This is a genomic window from Anaerolinea thermolimosa, from assembly GCF_001050195.2.
Lineage (GTDB): Bacteria > Chloroflexota > Anaerolineae > Anaerolineales > Anaerolineaceae > Anaerolinea > Anaerolinea thermolimosa.
On the sequence record NZ_DF967969.1, the window covers coordinates 1 to 13,636 of the forward strand.

Genomic DNA, 13,636 nt, shown 5'->3' on the forward strand with positions numbered 1-13,636 from the left:
GGGTGCTGGTGGGAATGAACAGCGTGGGCACCGGGGGGGGCGGCGGGAAAGGATTGAACGCAATATAAGGGTTCAAAAAAATGAGCAGAAAAACCACTCCCTGGAGCACCATGCCCACCAGGAGAAAGAGAGTAAGCAGATCCCAGAACGCACCGCTCCCGCCGGGCCTGCGCCCCCGGCGGGGCGGCCCGGCCTCGGTTTCTTCCAGAGCCATGAACTCGTCATCTACTCCCATGCTGATCTCCTCCCCCCCTCGTCGGTTTCAGGGAACCAGTTCTTCCACCTGAGCCTGCCGGCGCTGATCCTCCAGCCATTGACTGAGCGCCTTACGCCCCAGGGCCCGGCGCACCTCCGGGTCTAACGGGCGGTCAGCCTCACGCGCGATCACCTGAAGGATATGGTAACCAAAATCGGTCTTGATAATATCGCTGATCTCACCGGGCTGGAGGCTGAAAGCGGCTTCTTCCACCGCTGGCTGGGTGAGGTACCCCCGCGGGAACCAGCCCAGGTCACCCCCGGTGGAAAGATCATACCCAAAGGCCAGGGTTGCAAAATTCGCGCCAGCCTGCGCTAACTGTTGTTTTACCTGCCGGGCGGCCTCTTCCGTCAACACCAGAATTTGCCGCGCGTGCACCTGTTCGGCTGAAGATGGAACGGAATCGACGATTCGGTCGCGTTGCCAGGCGGCCTCAAGCCCCCTGCGCAGGGCACTGCGAAACGACTCGGGGGTATACCCCATTTGCGTCTGCCATGCCTCGAAAGCCGCTTCACCGCCCTGCGCAGTGACAATTTCCTGCATGCGTGCCTGGAGGGCAGCCTCATCCACCTGATACCCCGCCGCCCGGGCCGCCTGTGCCAGCAAGGTGGTATCGATCAGATCATCCAGAACGCGGCGGCGCTGTTCTTCAGGGGTGAGCGTTTCTCCAAGGGTTTGCACGGCGGCCTGGATCTGCGTCATCCCGGCCTGGAACTCGGCCAGCGGCACACCCTCACCGTTCACCCTGAGCGCCAGAGGTACCGGCGTGGGGGTAAGGGTGGGTGGGGGCACGGTTTGGGTGGGAAGGGGCGAAGTTCCTTCTGCAACCGGAGGGGTCTCCCCGGTCGGAAGGTGTTGATTGCAGGCCACCAGCAGGGCCAGCCCCACCCCCAGCACGCCGAGCCATCGCCTGAATAAAAAGGAAGCACCCATGAGAAAAATTATACCTGACTTAACCCCACCCCGGGTTGGAAAAAATGCTCATCCTCCGGCTTCTTCCCTGCGGGAGAAAAGAGGAAAAGAAAAACCCCGAAGGTTTTCTTGCGAAGCCTTCGGGGCTGAACCTGTCAGGAAGTTAATTTTAGTACTCAGGCATCGGGGGGTTGGCCGGGGCCTTTTCCTTCTCGGGCACGTCGGTGATGAGCGCCTCAGTGGTGAGGATCATCGCGGCGATGGACGCGGCGTTCTCAAGCGCTCCGCGGGTCACCTTGGCCGGGTCGATGACGCCATCTTTCACCAGGTCGAGATACTCATCCTTGAGCACATCATACCCGATGTACTTGCTCTTCTCGGCCTTCTGGTGCTGGCGGACGTTCTCCACCACCACCGAGCCGTCTTTACCGGCGTTCTCCGCGATCTTGCGCATGGGAACTTCGAGCGCCTTGCGCACGATGTTGACGCCGATCTGCTCGTCTTCGTTCTCCATCTTCAACCCGTCCAGCGCGCTCATGGCATTCACCAGAGCCACACCGCCGCCCGGGACGATCCCTTCCTCAACCGCCGCGCGGGTCGCCGAGAGGGCGTCTTCCACGCGATGTTTCTTTTCTTTCATCTCGGTCTCGGTTGCGGCACCCACGCGGATGATGGCAACCCCACCAGAGAGTTTGGCCAGGCGTTCCTGCAGTTTCTCGCGGTCGTAATCGCTGGTGGTCTTTTCAATCTCCACGCGGATCTGCTCGATGCGCCCTTTGATGGCTTTCTCGTCGCCCTTACCGCCCACGATGGTGGTGTTATCTTTATCAGAGACCACCTTCTCGGCGCGGCCCAGGTCAGCGATTACCACCGACTCCAGCTTGCGGCCGGTTTCCTCTGAGATCACCACACCACCGGTCAACACGGCGATGTCCTGCAGCATGGCCTTGCGGCGATCACCGAAGCCCGGGGCTTTAACCGCCAGCACGTTGAGCATGCCGCGCAGTTTGTTCAGCACCAGGGTGGCCAGGGCTTCACCGTCTACATCCTCGGCGATGATGACCAGCTCGCGTTTGCCAATCTGCACCAGTTTTTCGAGGATGGGCACAATATCGGCGGCGGCGGAGATCTTCTTGTCGTGAATCAGGATGTAAGGCTCATTGATCACAGCTTCCATGTGCTCGGAATCGGTGACGAAATAGGGCGAGATGTAGCCGCGATCAAACTGCATACCCTCGACATATTCCTGCTCGAATTCAAGGCCTTTGGACTCTTCAACCGTGATGACGCCGTCCTTACCCACTTTGTCCATCACCTCGGCGATCAGCTCACCGATGACCCGATCCTGCGCAGAAATCGAGGCCACATTGGCGATTTCGTCTTTGGTGGTCACTTCGATGGCCTGATCGGTAATGGCCTTGGCAACTGCTTTGGTAGCGGCTTCAATGCCACGTTTGAGCAGCATGGGGTTGGCACCGGCGGCCAGGTTCTTCAGGCCTTCGGTAACCATGGCATGCGCCAGAACCGTGGAGGTGGTGGTACCGTCACCGGCAATGTCGTTGGTCTTGGTCGCGGCTTCTTTCAGAAGCTGAGCGCCCATATTTTCGAAGGGATCAGCCAGTTCGATCTCCTTGGCCACGGTCACGCCATCATGGGTGATGGTCGGGGAACCGAATTTGCGATCCAGGGCCACGTTGCGGCCTTTGGGGCCGAGGGTGGTCGCCACAGCGTTGGCGACGGTATCAACGCCAGCTTTAAGCTTGCGTCGGGCTTCTTCAGAGAATACCAGTTGTTTGGCTGCCATAGCGTATGAACTCCTTTAGGTTATAAAAATTACTCGAGGATTGCAAGCAGGTCGCTTTCGCGCAGGATCAACAGCTTTTTACCGTCGATCTTGACTTCGGTACCAGCGTACTTGGCAAACAACACGGTGTCGCCAACTTTGACATCCATCGGGATGCGCTTGCCGTTCTCATCCCGGTCGCCATCGCCTACGGAGAGGACTTTCCCCTTCTGGGGTTTTTCTTTGGCCGTTTCGGGCAGAACGATGCCGCCAGCAGTGACATCTTCCATCTCGATCGGCTCAACGACCACACGGCTACCGAGAGGTTTTAAGTTGAGTGCCATTCGTTTCCTCCTGCTTCAGGTTGATTTTGAAATTGGTCTTTGAATTTTAGCACTCAGGTTGATAGAGTGCTAAATCTGTGGCAAATCTTACCTGCCTTTTGACCCAGAGTCAAGGGGGAAAGCAAAATTCTTACAATTCTCATATAAAAAACTTCCGGCCCTCAGCCAGGTTCCCTCCTTTCTCTGTTTCTGAAAAATCAGCGTAAAATAAAGAAACGTTCTTCATCCATCACGGAGAAGCGAAGCCTCCTGCTTCTCTCTTGAGGTCACCCTCCGTCTGGGCTCTGGAACCGGAAATGAGCGAAACTTTGCAAGCCAAAATGCCACCCGGTCCAACAAAATCACAGCGCCGAACCATCGGTCTGGTCATCGATGGAATCTACGGTCAGGGGGGATACCAGTCGGAGATTTTTAAGGGTATCTGGGAAACCGCCCGGAGCGAAAACCTGAATCTGGTCTGCTTCACCGGTGGGCCTCTGCGCAACCTCCCCGACTCCGAATATGACTACCAGCGCAACCTGGTTTACACCCTGGCCACCGAACAGAGCATCGACGGACTCATCCTCCACAGCGCTACCATTTCTTATATCGTAGGAAAAGAAGAATTCAGCCGCTACTTTAACCGCTTGCGTTCTCTCCCCATCATCAACCTTGGCTTCCCGTTGGAAGGCTTTCCCAACCTGTTGATCGACAACGTCACCGGCACCCGCCAGCTGGTGGCGCATCTGATCGAGGTGCACGGCCTGCGGCGCATCGCCTACATTCGCGGCCCGCAGATTAACCAGGAAGCCGAAACCCGTTTTATCGCCTACCGGCAAACGCTCGAAGAGCACGGCCTGCCCTATGACCCCGATCTGGTGGCTGTGGGGGATTTTCGCCGACCAGGTGGAGAAAACGCCGTACGCGAGCTGGTGGATGAACGTAAGGTAAGTTTTGAGGGCCTGGTGGCCGCCAACGACGCCATGGCGCTGGGGGCGCTGGTAGCCCTGCGGGAGCGCGGTGTTCTCGTTCCCTGGCAGGTGCGCCTGGCGGGGTACGACGACATCGAAGACGCTTCCCACACCTTCCCGTCGCTCACCACCGTGCGCCAGCCCATTTACGAGCTGGGCGCCCGGGCGGTGCTGCACCTGATCCGGCGCATGGAGGGTGAGACCCTGGCCGACCAGGAATTTCTCGCTACCGAGCTGGTGATCCGCAGTTCCTGCGGTTGTTCTCCCCTCCATTTGTCTCCCATTGCCCTTTTCAACGGGCGGTCAACTTCTGCGCCGATCACCAGTGAAGAAGGCCGGAAGCAGGCGGTGGAGCGCATGCTGACCGTGGTGGAATGCCCGCCCTCCCTGCGTGAACAGGCCCGCATCCAGGCCTGGCAACTGCTTGACCTGATCCTGGAAGAAAATGCCCCCGGCGACCCCGCCCTGGCCGGGCGTCTTTTTGTCATTCTCGAACACAACCTTGAACTACCGTGGCACCGGGCCATCCTCTCACTGGCCGAAGATCTTCTGATCGCGGCCGACCAGGGTACCTTCCCCGCAGCACAGTCGCCCTCGTTCTGGCTGCGGCTGGGGTGGCTGGTCAGCGAGGCCGAATGGTTACAGCTCAACACCCGCCGGATTCGTGAAAGGTACCAGAAAGAGAAAGAAGCCGACCAGCTCCGCCGCATCAACCAGGCGCTGGGCACCGCGTTTAACCTTTCAGAATTAATGAACGCTCTGCGGCGTTTTCTACCCGGACTGGGATTTCACCACTGCTGGATTTCTCTCTTCGAAACACCCAACGAACCCCCGGACTGGGTGCGTTTAATGCTGGCATACGACCGCGAGGAAGCTCTCCCGGCAGAGGTGGTGGGACAGCGTTACCCCAGCCGCTGGCTTCTGCCCCATCCTCTGCTGGAAACCAGCTCAGAGCCCCTCCAGCTCTTTGTGAACGCCCTTTACTTCCGCGAAAAGGCTTTTGGCTTCGCCGTCTGGGGCATGGACGAACCCGACCAGACCATTCTTGAGATGATCGCCTCGCAGATCGGCACCGCCCTGCAGGGGGCCTGGTTTGTCAACCAGCTCCGTCACGCCGAAGCCGAATTACGCCGCCAGGCCAACACCGATGCCCTCACCGGTCTGTTCAACCGCCGCCACCTCTTTACCCTGGCCGAACCCATGTTTGACCTGGCCCTGCGCCACCGCCGCCCCTTCTCGGTAGCCATGATCGACCTCGACCGCTTCAAACTGGTGAACGACCGTTATGGCCACCCCGCCGGTGACCGGGTTTTAAAGGCTTTCGCCGCCTTTTTACAGGTCAGCATCCGGGGAACCGACCTGCTCGGGCGGTATGGGGGAGAGGAATTTCTCATCATCATGCCGGAGACCTCCCTGGAGGGGGCTTACCAGGCTGTAGAGCGCCTGCGGTGGCAAATTGCCGAGAGTTCCTTCCCTGCCGCCGATCAGCCCATCCAGATCACCGCGAGTATCGGTGTGGCGGGCATCGACTACACCCAGGATAGCGATTTACCGCACCTCATTGAAAAAGCCGATCGGGCGCTTTACCGCGCCAAAGGCAACGGGAGAAACCAGGTGGCCGTTTACAACCCGGCTGATGATCATCTCCCCCCTTAAAGAAGAACCCTCGCCTCCGCCGGGCAATCATCCTGCGCGGAGAGAAAGAATTTACCTGCCCTGAATCCATTCAAGAAAGGAGTAACGACCCATGCAGTGGGAAGCATTAACCTCCGCCGATTTCGCCGCCGCCGTACAGCAGACAGGGGTGTGCGTTTTGCCGATAGGGGTGCTCGAAAGGCATTCTGAGCACCTTCCGCTCGGCACCGATTTTCTCAACGCGCACCGCATCGCCTGCCTGGCCGCCGAGAAAGAACCGGCGGTGGTCTTTCCGCCTTTTTACTTCGGACAGGTCTATGAAGCGCGCTGTTTCCCCGGCGCACTGACCCTGCGCCCAACCCTGCTTCTCGAACTGCTCCAGGCAGTTCTGGATGAGATCGGGCGCAACGGCTTCCGCAAGATCATCCTCTTCAACGGGCACGGCGGGAACGCCCACCTCCTCCCCTTTCTGGCACAGAGCTCCCTCTGGGAAGAAAAACCTTACCACCTCTACCTCTTCCAGGATGTACTGAATGAAGAACGGGAGAAAACCTGGCAGGCAACCGTAGAAACGCCTCTGCACGGGCACGCCTGCGAGTGCGAAACGAGCATCACCCTGGCCAACTTCCCGGAACTGGTGAGAATGGAGCGCGTTCCGCCGCAACCCGGTGAACCCCGCAGGCGCATGAGCCACCTGAAAGGCAATTACAGCGGCATCTGGTGGTATGCCGACTACCCCGAGCATTATGCCGGTGACGCCCGTAGCGCCAGCGCCGAAAAAGGCCGCGCATTGCGCCAGCTCCTCGTGGACTCGCTGGCCGAGTTCATCGCCGCTGTCAAAGCCGACCAGGCCGTGGAAACGCTGGAAAAGGAATTCTTCAGCCGCGAACGCGCCCTGCGCGAGAAGTAAATCACTTCACCTTGCCTGCCGCAGGCCATGGCCTGCGGCAGGCAAGGTGAAGTGATTTACTTCTCGCGCAGGGCGCGTTCGCGGCTGAAGAATTCCTTTTCCAGCGTTTCCACGGCCTGGTCGGCTTTGACAGCGGCGATGAACTCGGCCAGCGAGTCCACGAGGAGCTGGCGCAATGCGCGGCCTTTTTCGGCGCTGGCGCTACGGGCGTCACCGGCATAATGCTCGGGGTAGTCGGCATACCACCAGATGCCGCTGTAATTGCCTTTCAGGTGGCTCATGCGCCTGCGGGGTTCACCGGGTTGCGGCGGAACGCGCTCCATTCTCACCAGTTCCGGGAAGTTGGCCAGGGTGATGCTCGTTTCGCACTCGCAGGCGTGCCCGTGCAGAGGCGTTTCTACGGTTGCCTGCCAGGTTTTCTCCCGTTCTTCATTCAGTACATCCTGGAAGAGGTAGAGGTGGTAAGGTTTTTCTTCCCAGAGGGAGCTCTGTGCCAGAAAGGGGAGGAGGTGGGCGTTCCCGCCGTGCCCGTTGAAGAGGATGATCTTGCGGAAGCCGTTGCGCCCGATCTCATCCAGAACTGCCTGGAGCAGTTCGAGAAGCAGGGTTGGGCGCAGGGTCAGTGCGCCGGGGAAACAGCGCGCTTCATAGACCTGTCCGAAGTAAAAAGGCGGAAAGACCACCGCCGGTTCTTTCTCGGCGGCCAGGCAGGCGATGCGGTGCGCGTTGAGAAAATCGGTGCCGAGCGGAAGGTGCTCAGAATGCCTTTCGAGCACCCCTATCGGCAAAACGCACACCCCTGTCTGCTGTACGGCGGCGGCGAAATCGGCGGAGGTTAATGCTTCCCACTGCATGGGTCGTTACTCCTTTCTTGAATGGATTCAGGGCAGGTAAATTCTTTCTCTCCGCGCAGGATGATTGCCCGGCGGAGGCGAGGGTTCTTCTTTAAGGGGGGAGATGATCATCAGCCGGGTTGTAAACGGCCACCTGGTTTCTCCCGTTGCCTTTGGCGCGGTAAAGCGCCCGATCGGCTTTTTCAATGAGGTGCGGTAAATCGCTATCCTGGGTGTAGTCGATGCCCGCCACACCGATACTCGCGGTGATCTGGATGGGCTGATCGGCGGCAGGGAAGGAACTCTCGGCAATTTGCCACCGCAGGCGCTCTACAGCCTGGTAAGCCCCCTCCAGGGAGGTCTCCGGCATGATGATGAGAAATTCCTCTCCCCCATACCGCCCGAGCAGGTCGGTTCCCCGGATGCTGACCTGTAAAAAGGCGGCGAAAGCCTTTAAAACCCGGTCACCGGCGGGGTGGCCATAACGGTCGTTCACCAGTTTGAAGCGGTCGAGGTCGATCATGGCTACCGAGAAGGGGCGGCGGTGGCGCAGGGCCAGGTCAAACATGGGTTCGGCCAGGGTAAAGAGGTGGCGGCGGTTGAACAGACCGGTGAGGGCATCGGTGTTGGCCTGGCGGCGTAATTCGGCTTCGGCGTGACGGAGCTGGTTGACAAACCAGGCCCCCTGCAGGGCGGTGCCGATCTGCGAGGCGATCATCTCAAGAATGGTCTGGTCGGGTTCGTCCATGCCCCAGACGGCGAAGCCAAAAGCCTTTTCGCGGAAGTAAAGGGCGTTCACAAAGAGCTGGAGGGGCTCTGAGCTGGTTTCCAGCAGAGGATGGGGCAGAAGCCAGCGGCTGGGGTAACGCTGTCCCACCACCTCTGCCGGGAGAGCTTCCTCGCGGTCGTATGCCAGCATTAAACGCACCCAGTCCGGGGGTTCGTTGGGTGTTTCGAAGAGAGAAATCCAGCAGTGGTGAAATCCCAGTCCGGGTAGAAAACGCCGCAGAGCGTTCATTAATTCTGAAAGGTTAAACGCGGTGCCCAGCGCCTGGTTGATGCGGCGGAGCTGGTCGGCTTCTTTCTCTTTCTGGTACCTTTCACGAATCCGGCGGGTGTTGAGCTGTAACCATTCGGCCTCGCTGACCAGCCACCCCAGCCGCAGCCAGAACGAGGGCGACTGTGCTGCGGGGAAGGTACCCTGGTCGGCCGCGATCAGAAGATCTTCGGCCAGTGAGAGGATGGCCCGGTGCCACGGTAGTTCAAGGTTGTGTTCGAGAATGACAAAAAGACGCCCGGCCAGGGCGGGGTCGCCGGGGGCATTTTCTTCCAGGATCAGGTCAAGCAGTTGCCAGGCCTGGATGCGGGCCTGTTCACGCAGGGAGGGCGGGCATTCCACCACGGTCAGCATGCGCTCCACCGCCTGCTTCCGGCCTTCTTCACTGGTGATCGGCGCAGAAGTTGACCGCCCGTTGAAAAGGGCAATGGGAGACAAATGGAGGGGAGAACAACCGCAGGAACTGCGGATCACCAGCTCGGTAGCGAGAAATTCCTGGTCGGCCAGGGTCTCACCCTCCATGCGCCGGATCAGGTGCAGCACCGCCCGGGCGCCCAGCTCGTAAATGGGCTGGCGCACGGTGGTGAGCGACGGGAAGGTGTGGGAAGCGTCTTCGATGTCGTCGTACCCCGCCAGGCGCACCTGCCAGGGAACGAGAACACCGCGCTCCCGCAGGGCTACCAGCGCCCCCAGCGCCATGGCGTCGTTGGCGGCCACCAGGCCCTCAAAACTTACCTTACGTTCATCCACCAGCTCGCGTACGGCGTTTTCTCCACCTGGTCGGCGAAAATCCCCCACAGCCACCAGATCGGGGTCATAGGGCAGGCCGTGCTCTTCGAGCGTTTGCCGGTAGGCGATAAAACGGGTTTCGGCTTCCTGGTTAATCTGCGGGCCGCGAATGTAGGCGATGCGCCGCAGGCCGTGCACCTCGATCAGATGCGCCACCAGCTGGCGGGTGCCGGTGACGTTGTCGATCAACAGGTTGGGAAAGCCTTCCAACGGGAAGCCAAGGTTGATGATGGGGAGAGAACGCAAGCGGTTAAAGTAGCGGCTGAATTCTTCTTTTCCTACGATATAAGAAATGGTAGCGCTGTGGAGGATGAGTCCGTCGATGCTCTGTTCGGTGGCCAGGGTGTAAACCAGGTTGCGCTGGTAGTCATATTCGGAGTCGGGGAGGTTGCGCAGAGGCCCACCGGTGAAGCAGACCAGATTCAGGTTTTCGCTCCGGGCGGTTTCCCAGATACCCTTAAAAATCTCCGACTGGTATCCCCCCTGACCGTAGATTCCATCGATGACCAGACCGATGGTTCGGCGCTGTGATTTTGTTGGACCGGGTGGCATTTTGGCTTGCAAAGTTTCGCTCATTTCCGGTTCCAGAGCCCAGACGGAGGGTGACCTCAAGAGAGAAGCAGGAGGCTTCGCTTCTCCGTGATGGATGAAGAACGTTTCTTTATTTTACGCTGATTTTTCAGAAACAGAGAAAGGAGGGAACCTGGCTGAGGGCCGGAAGTTTTTTATATGAGAATTGTAAGAATTTTGCTTTCCCCCTTGACTCTGGGTCAAAAGGCAGGTAAGATTTGCCACAGATTTAGCACTCTATCAACCTGAGTGCTAAAATTCAAAGACCAATTTCAAAATCAACCTGAAGCAGGAGGAAACGAATGGCACTCAACTTAAAACCTCTCGGTAGCCGTGTGGTCGTTGAGCCGATCGAGATGGAAGATGTCACTGCTGGCGGCATCGTTCTGCCCGAAACGGCCAAAGAAAAACCCCAGAAGGGGAAAGTCCTCTCCGTAGGCGATGGCGACCGGGATGAGAACGGCAAGCGCATCCCGATGGATGTCAAAGTTGGCGACACCGTGTTGTTTGCCAAGTACGCTGGTACCGAAGTCAAGATCGACGGTAAAAAGCTGTTGATCCTGCGCGAAAGCGACCTGCTTGCAATCCTCGAGTAATTTTTATAACCTAAAGGAGTTCATACGCTATGGCAGCCAAACAACTGGTATTCTCTGAAGAAGCCCGACGCAAGCTTAAAGCTGGCGTTGATACCGTCGCCAACGCTGTGGCGACCACCCTCGGCCCCAAAGGCCGCAACGTGGCCCTGGATCGCAAATTCGGTTCCCCGACCATCACCCATGATGGCGTGACCGTGGCCAAGGAGATCGAACTGGCTGATCCCTTCGAAAATATGGGCGCTCAGCTTCTGAAAGAAGCCGCGACCAAGACCAACGACATTGCCGGTGACGGTACCACCACCTCCACGGTTCTGGCGCATGCCATGGTTACCGAAGGCCTGAAGAACCTGGCCGCCGGTGCCAACCCCATGCTGCTCAAACGTGGCATTGAAGCCGCTACCAAAGCAGTTGCCAAGGCCATTACCGATCAGGCCATCGAAGTGACCACCAAAGACGAAATCGCCAATGTGGCCTCGATTTCTGCGCAGGATCGGGTCATCGGTGAGCTGATCGCCGAGGTGATGGACAAAGTGGGTAAGGACGGCGTCATCACGGTTGAAGAGTCCAAAGGCCTTGAATTCGAGCAGGAATATGTCGAGGGTATGCAGTTTGATCGCGGCTACATCTCGCCCTATTTCGTCACCGATTCCGAGCACATGGAAGCTGTGATCAATGAGCCTTACATCCTGATTCACGACAAGAAGATCTCCGCCGCCGCCGATATTGTGCCCATCCTCGAAAAACTGGTGCAGATTGGCAAACGCGAGCTGGTCATCATCGCCGAGGATGTAGACGGTGAAGCCCTGGCCACCCTGGTGCTGAACAAACTGCGCGGCATGCTCAACGTGCTGGCGGTTAAAGCCCCGGGCTTCGGTGATCGCCGCAAGGCCATGCTGCAGGACATCGCCGTGTTGACCGGTGGTGTGGTGATCTCAGAGGAAACCGGCCGCAAGCTGGAGTCGGTGGTAATCGCTGACCTGGGCCGCGCCGAGAAGGTGGTCTCTGATAAAGATAACACCACCATCGTGGGCGGTAAGGGCGACGAGAAAGCCATCAAAGGGCGCATCGAGCAGATCCGCGTGGAGATTGAAAAGACCACCAGCGATTACGACCGCGAGAAACTGCAGGAACGCCTGGCCAAACTCTCTGGTGGGGTTGCCATCATCCGCGTGGGTGCCGCAACCGAGACCGAGATGAAAGAAAAGAAACATCGCGTGGAAGACGCCCTCTCGGCGACCCGCGCGGCGGTTGAGGAAGGGATCGTCCCGGGCGGCGGTGTGGCTCTGGTGAATGCCATGAGCGCGCTGGACGGGTTGAAGATGGAGAACGAAGACGAGCAGATCGGCGTCAACATCGTGCGCAAGGCGCTCGAAGTTCCCATGCGCAAGATCGCGGAGAACGCCGGTAAAGACGGCTCGGTGGTGGTGGAGAACGTCCGCCAGCACCAGAAGGCCGAGAAGAGCAAGTACATCGGGTATGATGTGCTCAAGGATGAGTATCTCGACCTGGTGAAAGATGGCGTCATCGACCCGGCCAAGGTGACCCGCGGAGCGCTTGAGAACGCCGCGTCCATCGCCGCGATGATCCTCACCACTGAGGCGCTCATCACCGACGTGCCCGAGAAGGAAAAGGCCCCGGCCAACCCCCCGATGCCTGAGTACTAAAATTAACTTCCTGACAGGTTCAGCCCCGAAGGCTTCGCAAGAAAACCTTCGGGGTTTTTCTTTTCCTCTTTTCTCCCGCAGGGAAGAAGCCGGAGGATGAGCATTTTTTCCAACCCGGGGTGGGGTTAAGTCAGGTATAATTTTTCTCATGGGTGCTTCCTTTTTATTCAGGCGATGGCTCGGCGTGCTGGGGGTGGGGCTGGCCCTGCTGGTGGCCTGCAATCAACACCTTCCGACCGGGGAGACCCCTCCGGTTGCAGAAGGAACTTCGCCCCTTCCCACCCAAACCGTGCCCCCACCCACCCTTACCCCCACGCCGGTACCTCTGGCGCTCAGGGTGAACGGTGAGGGTGTGCCGCTGGCCGAGTTCCAGGCCGGGATGACGCAGATCCAGGCCGCCGTGCAAACCCTTGGAGAAACGCTCACCCCTGAAGAACAGCGCCGCCGCGTTCTGGATGATCTGATCGATACCACCTTGCTGGCACAGGCGGCCCGGGCGGCGGGGTATCAGGTGGATGAGGCTGCCCTCCAGGCACGCATGCAGGAAATTGTCACTGCGCAGGGCGGTGAAGCGGCTTTCGAGGCATGGCAGACGCAAATGGGGTATACCCCCGAGTCGTTTCGCAGTGCCCTGCGCAGGGGGCTTGAGGCCGCCTGGCAACGCGACCGAATCGTCGATTCCGTTCCATCTTCAGCCGAACAGGTGCACGCGCGGCAAATTCTGGTGTTGACGGAAGAGGCCGCCCGGCAGGTAAAACAACAGTTAGCGCAGGCTGGCGCGAATTTTGCAACCCTGGCCTTTGGGTATGATCTTTCCACCGGGGGTGACCTGGGCTGGTTCCCGCGGGGGTACCTCACCCAGCCAGCGGTGGAAGAAGCCGCTTTCAGCCTCCAGCCCGGTGAGATCAGCGATATTATCAAGACCGATTTTGGTTACCATATCCTTCAGGTGATCGCGCGTGAGGCTGACCGCCCGTTAGACCCGGAGGTGCGCCGGGCCCTGGGGCGTAAGGCGCTCAGTCAATGGCTGGAGGATCAGCGCCGGCAGGCTCAGGTGGAAGAACTGGTTCCCTGAAACCGACGAGGGGGGGAGGAGATCAGCATGGGAGTAGATGACGAGTTCATGGCTCTGGAAGAAACCGAGGCCGGGCCGCCCCGCCGGGGGCGCAGGCCCGGCGGGAGCGGTGCGTTCTGGGATCTGCTTACTCTCTTTCTCCTGGTGGGCATGGTGCTCCAGGGAGTGGTTTTTCTGCTCATTTTTTTGAACCCTTATATTGCGTTCAATCCTTTCCCGCCGCCCCCCCCGGTGCCCACGCTGTTCATTCCCACCAGCGCTT

Annotated in this window: 12 protein-coding genes; 6 read left to right on the top strand and 6 right to left on the bottom strand. The window is 59.1% G+C overall.

Annotation, left to right across the window (positions count from 1 at the left end):
• The 4 genes from ATHL_RS18075 to groES (ATHL_RS18090) all read right to left on the bottom strand — a co-directional run.
• Positions 1-235 (bottom strand): hypothetical protein (locus tag ATHL_RS18075; protein WP_162787807.1); only part of this gene is annotated, 235 nt, incomplete at its 3' end.
• Between the two features lie 27 nt (positions 236-262).
• Positions 263-1,189 (bottom strand): peptidylprolyl isomerase, encoded by a 927-nt coding sequence (locus tag ATHL_RS18080; protein ID WP_062196543.1) that lies wholly within the window; start codon positions 1,187-1,189, stop codon positions 263-265.
• 148 nt (positions 1,190-1,337) lie between these two features.
• Complete coding sequence (gene groL / locus ATHL_RS18085) at positions 1,338-2,972, bottom strand: chaperonin GroEL (protein ID WP_062196545.1); 1,635 nt, start codon at positions 2,970-2,972, stop codon at positions 1,338-1,340.
• Positions 2,973-3,001: 29 nt separating this feature from the next.
• Complete coding sequence (groES, locus tag ATHL_RS18090) at positions 3,002-3,295, bottom strand: co-chaperone GroES (protein ID WP_062196547.1); 294 nt, start codon at positions 3,293-3,295, stop codon at positions 3,002-3,004.
• A gap of 296 nt (positions 3,296-3,591) precedes the next feature.
• On the opposite strand from groES (ATHL_RS18090), the gene ATHL_RS18095 reads away from it, so the two are divergent.
• Together ATHL_RS18095 and ATHL_RS18100 are read left to right on the top strand one after the other, a co-directional pair.
• Positions 3,592-5,901, top strand: a complete 2,310-nt coding sequence (locus ATHL_RS18095) for a diguanylate cyclase (protein WP_062196548.1) — start codon at positions 3,592-3,594, stop codon at positions 5,899-5,901.
• A gap of 91 nt (positions 5,902-5,992) precedes the next feature.
• Positions 5,993-6,790 carry a creatininase family protein gene (locus ATHL_RS18100; RefSeq protein ID WP_062196550.1) on the top strand — a complete coding sequence of 266 codons (798 nt, stop codon included), beginning with the start codon at positions 5,993-5,995 and terminating at the stop codon, positions 6,788-6,790.
• A gap of 56 nt (positions 6,791-6,846) precedes the next feature.
• Here ATHL_RS18100 and ATHL_RS18105 read toward each other — a convergent pair whose 3' ends face one another.
• Positions 6,847-7,644 carry a creatininase family protein gene (locus tag ATHL_RS18105; protein WP_062196550.1) on the bottom strand — a complete coding sequence of 266 codons (798 nt, stop codon included), beginning with the start codon at positions 7,642-7,644 and terminating at the stop codon, positions 6,847-6,849.
• Between the two features lie 91 nt (positions 7,645-7,735).
• Positions 7,736-10,045: a diguanylate cyclase gene (locus ATHL_RS18110; RefSeq protein WP_062196548.1), complete on the bottom strand. Its 2,310-nt coding sequence runs from the start codon at positions 10,043-10,045 to the stop codon at positions 7,736-7,738.
• Positions 10,046-10,341: 296 nt separating this feature from the next.
• Here ATHL_RS18110 and groES (ATHL_RS18115) point away from each other — a divergent pair, with 296 nt between their 5' ends.
• The 4 genes from groES (ATHL_RS18115) to ATHL_RS18130 all read left to right on the top strand — a co-directional run.
• Positions 10,342-10,635 (top strand): co-chaperone GroES, encoded by a 294-nt coding sequence (gene groES / locus ATHL_RS18115; protein WP_062196547.1) that lies wholly within the window; start codon positions 10,342-10,344, stop codon positions 10,633-10,635.
• A gap of 29 nt (positions 10,636-10,664) precedes the next feature.
• A complete protein-coding gene (groL, locus tag ATHL_RS18120) occupies positions 10,665-12,299 on the top strand; it encodes a chaperonin GroEL (RefSeq protein ID WP_062196545.1) in 1,635 nt (544 codons plus the stop codon).
• A 148-nt stretch (positions 12,300-12,447) separates the two neighbouring features.
• Entirely contained in the window at positions 12,448-13,374 is a 927-nt protein-coding gene (locus ATHL_RS18125; RefSeq protein ID WP_062196543.1) for a peptidylprolyl isomerase, read from the top strand.
• 27 nt (positions 13,375-13,401) lie between these two features.
• A partial coding sequence (locus ATHL_RS18130) for a hypothetical protein (protein WP_162787808.1) occupies positions 13,402-13,636 on the top strand: 235 nt, incomplete at its 3' end.

What these genes read in the sequence shown, in the direction of transcription:
- ATHL_RS18080 (WP_062196543.1), bottom strand. Translation starts at nt 1,189, where the DNA reads ATGGGTGCTTCCTTTTTATTCAGGCGATGGCTCGGCGTGCTGGGGGTG.
- groL (WP_062196545.1), bottom strand. Translation starts at nt 2,972, where the DNA reads ATGGCAGCCAAACAACTGGTATTCTCTGAAGAAGCCCGACGCAAGCTT.
- groES (WP_062196547.1), bottom strand. Translation starts at nt 3,295, where the DNA reads ATGGCACTCAACTTAAAACCTCTCGGTAGCCGTGTGGTCGTTGAGCCG.
- ATHL_RS18095 (WP_062196548.1), top strand. Translation starts at nt 3,592, where the DNA reads ATGAGCGAAACTTTGCAAGCCAAAATGCCACCCGGTCCAACAAAATCA.
- ATHL_RS18100 (WP_062196550.1), top strand. Translation starts at nt 5,993, where the DNA reads ATGCAGTGGGAAGCATTAACCTCCGCCGATTTCGCCGCCGCCGTACAG.
- ATHL_RS18105 (WP_062196550.1), bottom strand. Translation starts at nt 7,644, where the DNA reads ATGCAGTGGGAAGCATTAACCTCCGCCGATTTCGCCGCCGCCGTACAG.
- ATHL_RS18110 (WP_062196548.1), bottom strand. Translation starts at nt 10,045, where the DNA reads ATGAGCGAAACTTTGCAAGCCAAAATGCCACCCGGTCCAACAAAATCA.
- groES (WP_062196547.1), top strand. Translation starts at nt 10,342, where the DNA reads ATGGCACTCAACTTAAAACCTCTCGGTAGCCGTGTGGTCGTTGAGCCG.
- groL (WP_062196545.1), top strand. Translation starts at nt 10,665, where the DNA reads ATGGCAGCCAAACAACTGGTATTCTCTGAAGAAGCCCGACGCAAGCTT.
- ATHL_RS18125 (WP_062196543.1), top strand. Translation starts at nt 12,448, where the DNA reads ATGGGTGCTTCCTTTTTATTCAGGCGATGGCTCGGCGTGCTGGGGGTG.